Origin of the sequence: Mesoflavibacter zeaxanthinifaciens subsp. sabulilitoris, from assembly GCF_014191595.1 — a bacterium.
Lineage (GTDB): Bacteria > Bacteroidota > Bacteroidia > Flavobacteriales > Flavobacteriaceae > Mesoflavibacter > Mesoflavibacter zeaxanthinifaciens.
The window spans coordinates 98,820-112,403 of the sequence record NZ_JACHWV010000005.1 but is presented as its reverse complement, the minus strand read 5'-3'; the positions used below and the strand labels follow the sequence as shown (position 1 = coordinate 112,403).

General features: G+C 32.3%; 14 protein-coding genes. 3 read left to right on the top strand and 11 right to left on the bottom strand.

The genetic code is table 11. From position 1 onward, the window contains the following. Nucleotides 1–102 precede the first annotated feature (102 nt). From FHS04_RS08740 to FHS04_RS08690, 11 genes are all read right to left on the bottom strand, one after another. On the bottom strand, nt 103–468 hold the full coding sequence (locus FHS04_RS08740) for a hypothetical protein (RefSeq protein ID WP_146131292.1): 366 nt from the start codon (nt 466–468) through the stop codon (nt 103–105). 88 nt (nt 469–556) lie between these two features. Then, nucleotides 557–979, bottom strand: a complete 423-nt coding sequence (locus FHS04_RS08735) for a hypothetical protein (protein WP_027879515.1) — start codon at nt 977–979, stop codon at nt 557–559. A 30-nt stretch (nt 980–1,009) separates the two neighbouring features. After that, nucleotides 1,010–1,792, bottom strand: a complete 783-nt coding sequence (locus FHS04_RS08730; protein ID WP_106677371.1) for an ABC transporter permease — start codon at nt 1,790–1,792, stop codon at nt 1,010–1,012. Beyond that, nucleotides 1,785–2,492 (bottom strand): ABC transporter ATP-binding protein, encoded by a 708-nt coding sequence (locus FHS04_RS08725; RefSeq protein WP_106677373.1) that lies wholly within the window; start codon nt 2,490–2,492, stop codon nt 1,785–1,787. The genes FHS04_RS08730 and FHS04_RS08725 overlap by 8 nt, the downstream gene beginning before the upstream one ends. Further along, the gene (locus FHS04_RS08720; protein WP_027879512.1) at nt 2,486–3,721 is read right to left on the bottom strand and encodes a nitrous oxide reductase family maturation protein NosD; all 1,236 of its coding nucleotides are present in this window, start codon (nt 3,719–3,721) and stop codon (nt 2,486–2,488) included. The genes FHS04_RS08725 and FHS04_RS08720 overlap by 7 nt, the downstream gene beginning before the upstream one ends. Before the next feature lie 4 nt (nt 3,722–3,725). After that, entirely contained in the window at nt 3,726–4,163 is a 438-nt protein-coding gene (locus FHS04_RS08715) for a nitrous oxide reductase accessory protein NosL (RefSeq protein WP_106677377.1), read from the bottom strand. A 50-nt stretch (nt 4,164–4,213) separates the two neighbouring features. Beyond that, the gene (locus FHS04_RS08710; protein WP_027879510.1) at nt 4,214–4,810 is read right to left on the bottom strand and encodes a hypothetical protein; all 597 of its coding nucleotides are present in this window, start codon (nt 4,808–4,810) and stop codon (nt 4,214–4,216) included. Between the two features lie 131 nt (nt 4,811–4,941). Next, nucleotides 4,942–6,912 (bottom strand): Sec-dependent nitrous-oxide reductase, encoded by a 1,971-nt coding sequence (gene nosZ, locus FHS04_RS08705; protein ID WP_106677379.1) that lies wholly within the window; start codon nt 6,910–6,912, stop codon nt 4,942–4,944. A 29-nt stretch (nt 6,913–6,941) separates the two neighbouring features. Continuing rightward, the gene (locus FHS04_RS08700) at nt 6,942–7,517 is read right to left on the bottom strand and encodes a fasciclin domain-containing protein (protein WP_027879508.1); all 576 of its coding nucleotides are present in this window, start codon (nt 7,515–7,517) and stop codon (nt 6,942–6,944) included. Between the two features lie 6 nt (nt 7,518–7,523). Continuing rightward, nucleotides 7,524–8,027, bottom strand: coding sequence for a c-type cytochrome (locus tag FHS04_RS08695; protein WP_027879507.1), 504 nt, complete (start codon nt 8,025–8,027; stop codon nt 7,524–7,526). Between the two features lie 204 nt (nt 8,028–8,231). Further along, complete coding sequence (locus FHS04_RS08690; RefSeq protein ID WP_221184973.1) at nt 8,232–8,777, bottom strand: alpha-ketoglutarate decarboxylase; 546 nt, start codon at nt 8,775–8,777, stop codon at nt 8,232–8,234. Between the two features lie 116 nt (nt 8,778–8,893). Here FHS04_RS08690 and FHS04_RS08685 point away from each other — a divergent pair, with 116 nt between their 5' ends. From FHS04_RS08685 to odhB, 3 genes are read left to right on the top strand one after another with little or no spacing between them, the layout of a single operon-like run. Next, the gene (locus FHS04_RS08685; RefSeq protein WP_106677381.1) at nt 8,894–11,650 is read left to right on the top strand and encodes a 2-oxoglutarate dehydrogenase E1 component; all 2,757 of its coding nucleotides are present in this window, start codon (nt 8,894–8,896) and stop codon (nt 11,648–11,650) included. Between the two features lie 18 nt (nt 11,651–11,668). Then, nucleotides 11,669–12,040 (top strand): DUF3887 domain-containing protein, encoded by a 372-nt coding sequence (locus FHS04_RS08680; RefSeq protein ID WP_106677383.1) that lies wholly within the window; start codon nt 11,669–11,671, stop codon nt 12,038–12,040. Nucleotides 12,041–12,073: 33 nt separating this feature from the next. After that, nucleotides 12,074–13,321: a 2-oxoglutarate dehydrogenase complex dihydrolipoyllysine-residue succinyltransferase gene (gene odhB, locus FHS04_RS08675; RefSeq protein ID WP_106677385.1), complete on the top strand. Its 1,248-nt coding sequence runs from the start codon at nt 12,074–12,076 to the stop codon at nt 13,319–13,321. Nucleotides 13,322–13,584 lie beyond the last annotated feature (263 nt).

The window sequence follows — 13,584 nt, the reverse complement described above, 5'->3', positions numbered from 1 at the left end:
TATTATAGTGTTTGAGTTAATTTTTTGACATAATTATCTTGTTTTGAAACCATTTTGGCATCAAAAAAGAAAGAAATATGCTCTAAGAGCATCACGAAAAAATTAACACAAATTTGGTGGTGGTGTATCTATAGTATAAAAGCCAGTAGTTGGTGCTTTTATTTTATAATATAGATTACTGTGTAGTTGAGATATTTGAGAAAATTCCTCAACGTTTAGATGTCTAAAAGTATTAATAACAAAAAAGTCTAAGTGCGTTCTTTCATTGTCTGGCAATGGTGCATTTTGATTAGAATTGGTGTTATTTTCTGCCAGTTCTATTGTTAATTGACACTTACCGTTACATCCTTTTTGATTTTCTTTTTGGATACAAAGTGTTTTAGCTATAATCTCTTGGTTAATCACAAAATCGGTTACAATAACGACATTGTTAATGTTGTTCGCTAATAAAACGAATGTTAAAAACAAAGCAGTTAATTTATATGTAACCTTTAATATCATGTTGCTAAATTAGGATAAATTTGTCCTAAATAATATGATTTATGTCAGTTAATAATTAGTTTTTAAAATAGTTAAAATAGGTTGCTGTTAAGCGTTGCAAATGTCTTACTTTTTTGTCTATTTCTGAAGTGTTATCTAGTTCTTTTATCTCTGAAATTTCTTCTATAATAGGAACCAGTACTACATGAAGTTGGTCATGCGCTTCGCCAGTCATATCACAACTTTTAATGATATAACTGGTTTGCTTTGAAAGCGATTTGCCTAGTTTTTTAGCACTCTTAAAATCATTATGTTTTAAAATCGAATCAATGCGCTGCATTCCAATATGCGTTTCTTTATTAGCAACCCATTTTTGGTTGTTATTAAGTGTCAAACCTTCTAATTGTATAGAAGAAGTTGTCTGAGGATTAGACTGGTCGTTTTTGCAACCAAAAACGAAAGCTAAAATAAGTAATGCTATGGCAAATTTAATTTTCATAATGGTGTGGTTTTAATGTCGATTAGTAGCTTAAAAATCTTTTTTCTTAGACTTAAATATAATTCTTAAAACAGGTAAAATAACCCAAACGGTAAGCATAATAAAAGATATAATTAACCCAAAGCTAGTTCCAAAAAATTGCTTAAACACTGCTCCTGTATAGCCTAGTAAGGCTGAAATATCTAGTTTTAATAAAATTAATGTTCTTGATAAATCTATAGGATTTAGCATCGTACCGATTAAAGATACTTTGTCTAGAGGATAATCTTCAAACATAATTAGTGTCATCAAAAACAGACCATCATAAATGACTGCCAGGAATAACCAAAGCAAAATTGCATATCCAAAACCTTTAATTTTATTCTCGTTAGATAAGGCAATATTAAAAGCTAAAGCAGTAAAAATTAGGGTTAAAAATGTACCTGTAATAAGTAGTAATGAAAAGTCCCAAATGGCACTACTTTCAAACAAACCATAAAACACAAAAGGCAATCCTAAGCCTAAAATTAAACTCATAGAAAGTGATAAGGCTACACCTAAATATTGGCCTAAAAAAATAGACGAACGCTTTAAGGGTTGTGCTAATAAAAGCTCTGTAAATTCTTTGGAATTGTAATAATACATAACGCCAAAAATAGTTCCTATTAAAGGTACTAAAACAATAATAACGTTCATTAACGTTATGACTGCTTTTGATAGGTCGTTGTTTAAAAACAACAGGACAATACCAAGCAGTAAATAGAATGCAAAATAGACGTAACTCCAACGACTACGCATTAAATCGAAAAAACTATATTTTAATATTTTAAGCATGATTGTCTGTTAATATAGACGCAATCGCGTGTTCAAAATCAGGTTGATCGGTCTTGTTTTTTAATTTTTGAATAGTGCCTTTAAAATAGATTTTACCTTCGAGGATAAACACAATTTCATCCGAAATTTCTTCAACAAAACTCATAATATGAGAAGTGATTAAGATGGTTTTTCCTTTTTCTTTTTCTGCACTGATTAAATCTTTTAATCTAATAAGAGAAATTGGGTCTAAACCTGTAGTAGGTTCGTCCAAAATAATTAATGGACTATCAAACATAAAGGTTAAAACCAGGTTGACTTTTTGTTTGGTTCCACCAGAAAGATTGCCTAATTTTTTATCTAAAAAGGGTTCTAATTTGAAGAGTTCTATTAATCGTTGATCTTCATTGGTGGGTTTGCGCAAATCCTTAATCATCTTGATTAATTCTTTAACACGAAGATTACTTGGGAAATTGGCTATTTGCGGTAAATAATCAATTTTATGTCTGTAATCAGAATTCTTTTTAATGTTCTCATTTAAAACGGTAATGTTTCCCTTATCAGGAATTACCATGCCTAAAACCGATTTTATCAATGTTGTTTTACCAGACCCATTTGGTCCAAGAACGGCAAAAATACCATCTTCTGTTATAGATAAATCAACACCGCTTAATACTTGATTTTTGCCAAATTTTTTATGTAGATTTTTTATAGTTACCATGTTATTTTTTTCATTTGAGGGTTGTTGTCCATTAAATCATCTGGAGTAAATACGGGAGATACTTTTTCAGAAAAATCAATAATATCTATAAACATACTACGCAGTAAAATAATGGTTTCTGGTGTGCGATTTACAATGTAAGAGAATAGTTTTACTGGTCTGTAAGGCACATCTCCAATACCATCTTTGTTAAGATCGTAACCTGTGTAATTGCTCCAATAGTTTTTATCAAATTCGTTGTCATTAACCTTGCTATTATAGGCAATATCAAAAGAGTTATATAAAAAGTTATTTTGGGTAAATTTATTAGTGTAGCATGCTCCTTTTACTTTAATGGCCCAACCATTGTTAGAAAACGTGTTTTGCTTGTAATTAATACGATTAGAACCTTCAATATTAATGCCAATGGTATTGTTTTCAAAGGTATTGCCTTCAATTTCTGCATCGTTTATTTCTTTTAACAGCAAACCATAAGAAGCCGTTCCCCAATTTTCCTTAAAAATATTGTTGTACATCTCTATGTGTTTAGAAAACATTACGGCAACGCCTGCACCATTATTTTCGAAAATATTGTCTTGATAAATATCGTCATTAGAAAACATAAAGTGAAGTCCATAACGCACATTTAATGCGCTTACATTGTTTTTTATGACACAATCATCAGAAAATTCTAAATAAATACCATCACGTACATGTTGTACAAAATTATGTTCTATTTTTACGTTATTGCTATACCAAAGTTGGATGCCGTTACCAGAATTATATTCTTCTACAGCATCACCAATAATTTTGTTATGAAACACTTTGCCGTCTCTGGATTTTTCGATGTAGATACCAAAAAAAAGTTTTTCTAGTACTAAATTCTGAATCAAAAAATTTTTACTGTTTTTAACGCGTATTGCAGCATAATCTTCAGTGTAACTAGTCCCAACGTTTATGATAAACAATCCATCAACAGTTACGTTGTCTGAGGTGATAGTAATGATTTCGCCTTTTAATTCGCCATCAATTACAGGATAGTTTTCACCTATAATAGTTAAAGGCTTATTGACGTTAACATCAAACTCTTTATAAGTACCAGATTTAACAACTATTGTATCAAAATCTTTTGCATGTGCAATTGCTTTTTTTAAAGTTGAAATGGGACAGGTCTTGCATACGGTTATATTTTGAGCAATACTTAGCTTTGTCATAAAAATGACAGACATAACAATGAAAAATGTTTTCATGATACTAGTCTTTAAATTTGGCTAGTAATTCTTCCCAGGTATATAAATCGCCACCTTTTTCAGCTTGAAATTCTTTAGCATTTGTTTCATTTTTAAAAGCAGATAGAAATGCGCCCATTGGACTTGGAATATTTTTACTGATTAAAAATGTAGCTTCGGTAGCGTCTATTAAAGCTTCTGGTTCTGTGTAGTTGTTTGATAGATAAAGTTCAATCTCAGATGTGTCAAAATCTTTTCTGAAATTAATCATACATTCTGTTGCATCAAACATGTAAACTTTTCCTTTTTTAGTAACAATCTCTGCAGCATGTACTTTATCTACAATAGTCATTTTACAAAAATGACAGCCATCGCTTCCGTAGTCTATTGGTTTTGGTGAAACATTACAGCTAAAAACTAATAGCAGTAATGAAATAAATATATAGTGTTTTAGTGTTTTCATTTTTAGTGTTTTTTTCCGATCTTAAATCCTTCCTAAAGGGAAGGGTTTATTTAAGAAGGGAGTTTTTTATGTCTTTTTTTACCTATAAAATAAGCAACAAATCCTGCAGCAATACCTAAACCTAAAAATAATGCTCCAAATTGAGGATACGAATGTGCTCTAAAATTTAAGATGTCTTTACTTCCAAAAAGTGGTGGCTGAAATCCCATTTGGGTCCCATCCGGATTGGTAAACTTCATGATGGCTTTTGGGTCTAAATTGTGACCATAATCGTGTTCCCAGAGGTAAAAGTCATACATTCCGGCAGCACTTAAAATAATCATTAATATAAACCAGCCTAAAAACCATTTGTAATTTCCTTTCCAAGCAATTAGCAATCCTAAAATTGTTGTTATAATAATACCAGCTGGAAAAATTTTAAACTCCGGAATTGCTTCTGGAATATATTGCATCCCAACATAATGATTCATTAAGTTTATGTTTTTAATATCATGCGGATTGGCATCTACAAAGTCATTAATATGTATATACATACCTAAAGGTGTAGGATATTGTGGTGCTTCCAGCGTAATTTTCCAAAGCGGAAATAAAAATAATCCTAATGGTAAAATAGCTGCCAAGAACATTATGAGGTTAGACTTTTTCATAATACAATAATTAACTTTTATATTTTTATTTGTTGTAGTGTATTTAATAGAAAGGCGAGAGCGAAAAACAACTCTCGCCTTAGTTAGAGAAATAAACACTAAAACAAAATCTCTCTAATTTTATAGATTTGTTATTCTATGTCTTCTCCCATTGACCATTTTAATGGTACATCAGAATTTTTAGGTGATACTCTTATATAACCTTGCATTTCTTGGTGTAGTGCAGAACAGAAATCTGTACAATAAAATGGCCATACACCAACTTTAGTAGGTTCCCAAACAGATGTTTTTGTTTGTCCAGGCATAACTAACAACTCAGATGTGTTTTGTCCTAGTACCGCAAATCCATGAGGTACATCAAAATCTTGCTCTAAATTAGTGACATGGAAAAATACTTTGTCACCTAATTTGATACCTTCAATATTATCTGGTGTAAAGTGACTTCTAATAGTAGTCATATAAATATGAACTTCATTACCTTTTCTTACCACTTTAGCATCTGAATCTGAAAAAGCAGCGTAAGGATGTTTATTTTCTTCTAAGTTGTAGATTTTTTGAGAACGTTCTTTTACTAAGTCTGCTTCCATTGCAGCAGCATAATGAGGCTCTCCGTGTGTAGGGAAATCTAACAATAGTTCCATTTTCTCTCCAGAAATATCGTACAATTGAGCCGAATGTTCCATTTCTGGACCAGTTGGTAAGTATCTGTCTTTTGTGATTTTATTCATCGCAAACATGTATTTACCTTGTGGTTTTCTTGAGTTTCCTCCAGGAATTGTTAAGTGACCAACTGAGTAATATGTAGGTTTTCTGTCAATGACTTCCCAAGTTCCTAATTTCCATTTTACAACTTCAGATGAAATAAAGAAAGTCGTATATGCATTTCCTTCACCATCAAACTCAGTATGTAATGGGCCAAGTCCAGGCTGTTCAACAGATCCTGCTAAAACATCTTCAAAATTTAAGATCGGAATTCCGTATGCTTCACCAGCAAACTTTTCATCTTCAATAGCTTTTAACATTTTAGAGAATGAATGCACTGTTAAGTTGGCAGATAGCTTACCATTACCAACAATATATTCTCCAGAAGGATCTACATCACAACCATGAGGAGATTTTGGTGTTGGTAAGAAATATACAGCTCCTGGTACTTCAGTTGGATTAATCACACGTACTTCTTTTTTCATTGTAGAAGTTGCAGTGTGTGTATGCTCGTCATAGACATTGTGTGCATACTCTGCAGGCATCATTTTTCCGCCTCCGTTATTTACGTATTCTTCAATTTTTTTCCAGTTAATAGCTGCAATAAAATCTTTATCGTTTTGTGAAGCGTTAACCTCTAGTAGTGTATTTGCTTCTTCAGTATTATAAGTAGTGAAGAAAAACCAACCATGAGATTTTCCGCGTCCAGGATGTGATAAGTCGTAGTTAAAACCAGGCATTAAAACTTGGAATTTGATATCCATATTACCTGTTTCTGGTGCTACGCTAATAAATGATAGTGCACCTTGAAAATTACCTTTATACTCTTTAATTGGCATATCACGTTGTGGTACAGGTACAGAAAAACGTGTTCCTGCTACTACATACTCTGTATTTTCTGTGACAAACGAAGAACTATGATTACCAGCACTATTTGGTACTTCAATAATTTCGGTAGTTTCAAAAGTTTTTAAGTCAATTTTTGCTATTCTTGGTGTGTTATTTTCATTTATAAAAATAAAACGACCATCAATTTCTCCATTGGTTTGAGAAATATCTGGATGGTGAGAATCTCCCCAAGGAATAAATCCATGAGAGGTATTTAGCATTGGTTTTGTTTCTTCAGAATATCCATAACCTGAAGTAGGAAACTGTGAAAACACAGGTATTTCTTTAAACATTCTACCAGATGGTAAGCCGTAAACGGTTAAATTTCCACTGTAACCACCAGAAATAAAGGCGTAATGCGAGTCGTGCTCACCAGGAGCTACATAGACTTTTTCGGCTATGTTACTTGATAAGGCTCCAGATTTTCCGCCAGACTTACCAGAGTTATTACAGCTTGTAAATGCGGCAAATACCGCTACAATTGCAAGTGTTGATTTTAATATTTTTTTCATTTTTGTTTATTTTTAAATAGTGTTTGTAGTTATTCTGAAGGTGGTAATAAAACTTTATCAATGACGTGGACTATGCCGTTACCAGCATTAATACTAGCTAGTATTTTAGCACCACCAATCATGGGTTCGTTATCAATTACTTCTACTTTTACATAGGCGTTGTTAGCTTGACCTAATTTTTTAAATTTCTTTAAAAAGTCTTTGGAGTAGTTTCCTGGAGTTACATGATACTTCAAGATATTAGCTAAAGCATCTTTGTTTTCAGGTTTTAATAAATTGTCTACTATTCCTTCTGGTAAAGCTTCAAAAGCTTCATTAGTAGGAGCAAAAACCATTAATGGTCCTGCGTTTACTAAAGCGTTTTCTAAAGACGCAGCTTGTACAGCTGCTACAAGTGTTGTATGGTCTTTAGAGCCCATTGCAATACTTAAAACAGTTGAACTCTTATCATCCTCAATAAAGGCTTGTCCAGACTTTTTTGAAGGTTTTGAGGCTTCGTTAGTAACTTCTGTTGTGGTTGTTGAGTCTTTGTTTGCATCCTTACAAGAGTAGAATAAAACTGCAATTGTAAAGGTTAAAAACAAGATTTTAATTGGTTTTTTCATGGTTTGTTATTTTAAGGTTCTAAAATATTCTAATACAGCTCTGGCATCTTCTTCTGATAGTCCTTGATTTGCCATTGGTGCTCCATTAAATTCTATTAAAAGTTCTTTAGCTAATGGGTCTTCTTTAACCATAACTTCAGGATTCAAAATCATATTCATTACCCATTCTGGCGCACGACGATCTAAGATGCCAGCAGGAGCTGGACCAATAAATTTCTTGTCAGGTCTGTGGCAAGCAGTACACATTTTTTTAAATATCTCAGAGCCTTGTGTTGCCATTTTTTTATCTATTTCAGCACCTAAATCAATGTTTTTTATAGGTCCTACACCTTTGTTATCTAAAACTACTTTGTCAGAAGCTTTTACTTTTTCAGGTGTTTTTGTTGTTGTTTTTTCAGTTGTTGTTTTCTTTTTATAAGAAAATGTTTCTTTTTTCTTTTCTTCTTTTCCGCCACAGCTAATTAGTAGTGTTGCAAAAAAAATAATCATAAGTTTTAGTGTTGTTTTCATAATGTTTAGTTTAATGTGTGTACTTAATAAGATAACAAATCTTTGATAAAATTACAAATAGAAGCTAGTTCAAAACATGACAAAAATCATATTTAGGATTAATTTATCCTAATTAAATATATATTTTTTTTTTTGCTAAAGAAAAAACCTCTTCATTTAAATACAAAGAGGTTAGATTATATGTCTAAAGATTTTTTTATTTTTTTAAAATAATACCCTAACAAAAGGCATCCAAGCATCTGCATAAATACTTTTGTCTTTGTCATAAAGTACATCGTATCTAATACCAAAAGTAATGTTGTTTGTACGGTAACCAGCACCTATAAAAAGAGCAGGATACCAATAATTATCATCTAGATTATTAGAAAAGTTACCTTCAAACTTTCTATTAACATTTAAAGCTTCAAATTCAGTAGAAAGTTGTATTTCATTTATAGGATTATAAATTCCAATAACGCTACCTCCAAAAATTGTAGATTTATAAACATTTTTTTGTCTATTATACGTCCCATTTAAGCCAACACCTAATCCGTATTTACTATTAAATTGATAGATAGCATTAGGTGCTAAGGTGGCACTAAAAAAACCATCGCCTGTACTTAAACCAAAACCGCCACCAAATCTTACGTTTTCCCAGAAATCACTTTTGTTTTTTGTTAAATTACCTTGACAAAATGATAAACTCGTAAAAAACACACTAAATATTAGCAATAATTTAAAATCAAGTTGTTTTAAGGGGATATTTTTCATAATCATCAATTTAGTTAAATGTAAACGTTATAAATATAATAAAACCATCGCTATATTTGGTAAAAGTTGTATTTTTGATAAAATTTTGTTGAAGCGAACACGACTTACAAATAATAATGGATAAATATTCCTTTTTAAACGCAGCACATACAGCATACTTTGCTGAATTATACGATCAATATTTAAAAAACCCTGACTCTGTAGAGCCAAGTTGGAGAGCATTTTTTCAAGGTTATGACTTTGGAAGTGAAAACTATGGAATGGAAGGAGAAATTGTAGAAGGTGTCTCGGCACAAATACCAGAGCATCTTCAAAAAGAATTTCAGGTAGTAAATTTAATAGATGGTTACCGTAGTAGAGGTCATCTTTTTACTAAAACCAATCCAGTTAGAGAGCGTAGAAAATACGCGCCAACATTAGAACTAGCAAATTTTGGTTTGTCTGAAGCAGACCTAGATACCCAGTTTAATGCAGGTGAAATTTTAGGTATAGGTACACAATCTTTAAGAGAAATTTTAAAACACTTAGATAGTATTTATTGTGATTCTATTGGTATTGAATATATGTATATACGTCAGCCAGAAGAAATTAAATGGATACAAAATAAGTTAAACATAAACGATAATCAACCAAGTTTTACTGCCGATCAAAAAAAGCATATTCTAAAAAAGTTAAACGAAGCTGTATCTTTCGAAACCTTTCTGCACACTAAATACGTTGGGCAAAAACGTTTCTCTTTAGAAGGAGGAGAATCGTTAATCCCTGCATTAGATGCAGTAATAGAAAAAGCAGCAGAGCTAGGCGTAGAAGAATTTGTAATGGGTATGGCACACAGAGGTCGTTTAAGTACCTTAACAAATATCTTTGGTAAATCTGCAAAAGATATTTTTAGCGAGTTTGATGGTAAAGATTATGAAGAAGAAGTCTTTGACGGAGATGTTAAATATCATTTGGGTTGGACAAGTCAACGTAGTACAGATACAGGAAAAAAAATAAATTTAAGTATAGCGCCTAACCCTTCGCATCTAGAAACAGTAGGAGCAGTGGTAGAAGGTATATCTAGAGCAAAACAAGATCAAAAACATAAAGATAACTTTAGTAAAGTATTGCCGATTGTAGTACATGGTGATGCAGCAATTGCAGGTCAAGGTTTAGTTTACGAGATTGTTCAAATGGCTCAACTTGACGGTTACAAAACAAACGGAACTATACATGTTGTTGTAAATAACCAAGTAGGATTTACAACAAATTATTTAGATGCACGTTCTAGTACCTATTGTACAGATGTTGGTAAGGTAACCTTGTCGCCAGTATTACACGTTAATGCAGACGATGCAGAAGCTGTAGTACACGCAATGCTATTTGCTTTAGATTTTAGAATGAACTTTAGTAGAGATGTATTTATAGATCTATTAGGTTATAGAAAATATGGGCATAACGAAGGAGACGAACCTAGATTTACCCAGCCAAAACTTTATAAAGCAATTGCAAAGCATGCAAATCCTAGAGATATCTATGCAGAGAAGCTAATTAATAGCGGAGTTATAGATAAAGATTACGTAAAGCAATTAGAGACAGATTATAAAGACCAACTAGAAGAAAAATTAGAAGATTCTAGAAAAGAAGATAAGACAATCATTACTCCATTTATGGAAGACACGTGGAAAGATTTTGTACGTGTAGACGAAAAAGTAATGATGCAAACTGTAGATACAACAACAAGTAAAGAGAAGCTTGCAGATATTACCAAAGTAATATCAAACTTGCCAGAAGATAAAAAGTTTATCAGAAAAATAGAAAGATTAATCCAATCTAGACAAACCATGTTTGACGAGGACAGGTTGGATTGGGCTATGGCAGAGCATTTAGCTTACGGTACTTTACTAACCGAAGGTTACGATGTACGTATAACAGGTCAAGATGTAGAACGTGGTACTTTCTCTCACAGACATGCAGTTGTAAAAGTAGAAGATAGCGAAGAAGAAATAGTATTACTAAATAATTTAGATAACAATCAAGGTCATTTTTATATTTATAACTCATTATTGTCAGAATATGGTGTTGTAGGTTTTGACTATGGTTATGCTATGGCTAGCCCAAAAACATTAACCATATGGGAAGCTCAGTTTGGAGACTTTAGTAACGGAGCGCAAATCATGTTAGACCAATATATATCTTCAGGAGAAGATAAATGGAAAACACAAAACGGACTAGTAATGCTTTTACCTCATGGTTACGAAGGTCAAGGAGCAGAGCACTCCTCAGCTCGTATGGAGCGTTACTTACAATTATGTGCAAAAGACAATATGTTTGTTGCCGATTGTACTACACCTGCAAATATGTTCCATTTGTTAAGACGTCAAATGTTATCTAATTACCGTAAACCATTAATAGTGTTTACACCAAAAAGTTTGTTACGTCATCCAAAATGTGTTAGTACAGTAGAAGAGTTTGCTAACGGAAGTTTCCAGACGGTAATCGAAGATACTTCAGTAAAAACCGAAGATGTAAAAACATTAGTATTTGTAACAGGAAAGTTCTATTACGATTTAGATGAAGAAAGAGAAAATCTAAACCGTAACGATGTAGCTATAGTAAGGATAGAACAGTTGTTCCCGTTACCTGTAGAAAAAATAAGAGAAATTTTAGATAAATATAAGCATGTAGAAGATGTGGTTTGGGCACAAGAAGAGCCAAGAAACATGGGCGCATACATGCATATGATGATGCACTTAGAAGAAGCTAAAAGCTTTAGAGCAGCATCTAGAAGGCCTTACGGTGCACCAGCAGCAGGAAGTTCTGTAAGATCTAAAAAACGTCATAAAGAAGTCATAGATTTCGTTTTTGACAAAACAAAAAATAACCAGCGATAAGCTTTTAATTCAATAAAGATGAAAAAAGGAATAGTATTAATTGTAGCTATGTTAAGTTTTGCAATAGGATTTTCTCAAAATACAGAAAAGACCAATTATAAAACAACGGTAGATATCTTTACAAAACATTATAATAATGATAACTACAGAGCTATTTATAACATGTTAGATGATAATTTTAAAAAAACGTTTACTTTAGAAAAAGTAAATACTTTTTTTAAAAATGAAATTAATGCTGGAGCTTTAGGTAAAATAAAGAGTAGAGAGTTAAAAGATATAGTACGAACAGGACATACTTATATAGTAACATTTGAAAACGGAACTGGCGAAGCTTTTTTTCTTCTAGATGAAGAAAACAAAATCAAAGGATTCCAACTTAGTAAAAAATAATAAAACAAAACACAAGCATAAAATTATATCACAATGATTTTAGAAATGAAAGTGCCTTCTCCAGGCGAATCAATCACAGAAGTTGAAATAGCAGAATGGTTAGTTCAAGATGGTGATTATGTAGAAAAAGACCAAGCAATTGCAGAGGTAGATAGCGATAAAGCTACCTTAGAACTACCAGCAGAAGCAAGTGGTATTATTACCTTAAAAGCTGAAGAAGGAGACGCTGTAGAGGTAGGACAAGTTGTTTGTTTAATCGATACTAGTGCAGAAGCGCCAGAAAGTACAACCTTTAAAGGTGGTGACGAAGGTGGAAATAGTAATGCAGAAAAAGATGTAGCACAAGATCAAAAATCTACACCTAATACAGAAGAAAAAGCACCAAACCCAGCAAAAGAAACTTATGCATCTGGTACCGCAAGTCCTGCTGCAAAGAAAATTTTAGCAGAAAAAGGTATAGAAGCAAGTGCTGTGCAAGGTACAGGTAAAGATGGTCGTGTTACAAAAGATGACGCAGTAAAAGCAGTTCCATCTATGGGTACTCCAACAGGAGGAAATAGAGGACAATCTCGTAGCAAAATGTCTATGTTACGTCGTAAAGTAGCAGAACGTTTGGTAGAAGCTAAAAACACGACAGCGATGTTAACTACTTTTAATGAAGTTAACATGACACCAATTTTTGAATTACGTAAACAATACAAAGAAGAATTTAAATCTAAACACGGAGTTAGTTTAGGGTTTATGTCTTTCTTTACATTAGCAGTTGTAAGAGCATTAAAAATGTATCCTGCTGTTAACTCTATGATAGATGGTAAAGAAATGATCTCTTATGACTTTGTAGATGTTAGTATAGCAGTATCTGGTCCTAAAGGACTAATGGTGCCTGTAATTAGAAATGCAGAAAACCTATCTTTTAGAGGAGTAGAAGCAGAAGTAAAACGTTTAGCATTACGCGCTAGAGATGGACAAATTACTGTAGACGAAATGACTGGTGGTACATTTACAATTTCTAATGGAGGTGTATTTGGAAGTATGTTATCGACACCAATTATTAACCCGCCTCAAAGTGGTATTTTAGGTATGCACAACATTATAGAGCGTCCAATTGCTGTAGATGGAAAAGTAGAAATTCATCCAATGATGTATGTTGCCTTATCTTATGATCATAGAATCATTGATGGTAAAGAAAGTGTTGGTTTCTTAGTAGCTGTAAAAGAAGCTTTAGAAAATCCTTCTGAGTTATTAATGGATAACGATATTAAGAAAGCATTAGAACTTTAAAAAAGTAAATAAGGTTATAAAAAAAAGAGCTACTATTTAGTAGCTCTTTTTTTATGCTTTAAAGGCAGTATAAGTTAAATGCAACCACTGCAACTGCTAGTAATATGATACATAATATAAACATACTACTGTATTTTGATCTGCTTGTGTCCATTTTGTTGTTTTTTTAATTTAAAATTAAAACCCTGCACCATTATATGATGCAGAGTTAAAAATATAATTCTCCCTAAGAACTAATTAATAGCATTGTAAAGGTAATTGTA

What these genes read in the sequence shown, in the direction of transcription:
- FHS04_RS08700 (WP_027879508.1), bottom strand. Translation starts at nt 7,517, where the DNA reads ATGAAAAAACCAATTAAAATCTTGTTTTTAACCTTTACAATTGCAGTT.
- FHS04_RS08730 (WP_106677371.1), bottom strand. Translation starts at nt 1,792, where the DNA reads ATGCTTAAAATATTAAAATATAGTTTTTTCGATTTAATGCGTAGTCGT.
- nosZ (WP_106677379.1), bottom strand. Translation starts at nt 6,912, where the DNA reads ATGAAAAAAATATTAAAATCAACACTTGCAATTGTAGCGGTATTTGCC.
- FHS04_RS08725 (WP_106677373.1), bottom strand. Translation starts at nt 2,492, where the DNA reads ATGGTAACTATAAAAAATCTACATAAAAAATTTGGCAAAAATCAAGTA.
- FHS04_RS08685 (WP_106677381.1), top strand. Translation starts at nt 8,894, where the DNA reads ATGGATAAATATTCCTTTTTAAACGCAGCACATACAGCATACTTTGCT.
- FHS04_RS08690 (WP_221184973.1), bottom strand. Translation starts at nt 8,777, where the DNA reads ATGAAAAATATCCCCTTAAAACAACTTGATTTTAAATTATTGCTAATA.
- odhB (WP_106677385.1), top strand. Translation starts at nt 12,074, where the DNA reads ATGATTTTAGAAATGAAAGTGCCTTCTCCAGGCGAATCAATCACAGAA.
- FHS04_RS08695 (WP_027879507.1), bottom strand. Translation starts at nt 8,027, where the DNA reads ATGAAAACAACACTAAAACTTATGATTATTTTTTTTGCAACACTACTA.
- FHS04_RS08720 (WP_027879512.1), bottom strand. Translation starts at nt 3,721, where the DNA reads ATGAAAACATTTTTCATTGTTATGTCTGTCATTTTTATGACAAAGCTA.
- FHS04_RS08710 (WP_027879510.1), bottom strand. Translation starts at nt 4,810, where the DNA reads ATGAAAAAGTCTAACCTCATAATGTTCTTGGCAGCTATTTTACCATTA.
- FHS04_RS08680 (WP_106677383.1), top strand. Translation starts at nt 11,669, where the DNA reads ATGAAAAAAGGAATAGTATTAATTGTAGCTATGTTAAGTTTTGCAATA.
- FHS04_RS08715 (WP_106677377.1), bottom strand. Translation starts at nt 4,163, where the DNA reads ATGAAAACACTAAAACACTATATATTTATTTCATTACTGCTATTAGTT.
- FHS04_RS08735 (WP_027879515.1), bottom strand. Translation starts at nt 979, where the DNA reads ATGAAAATTAAATTTGCCATAGCATTACTTATTTTAGCTTTCGTTTTT.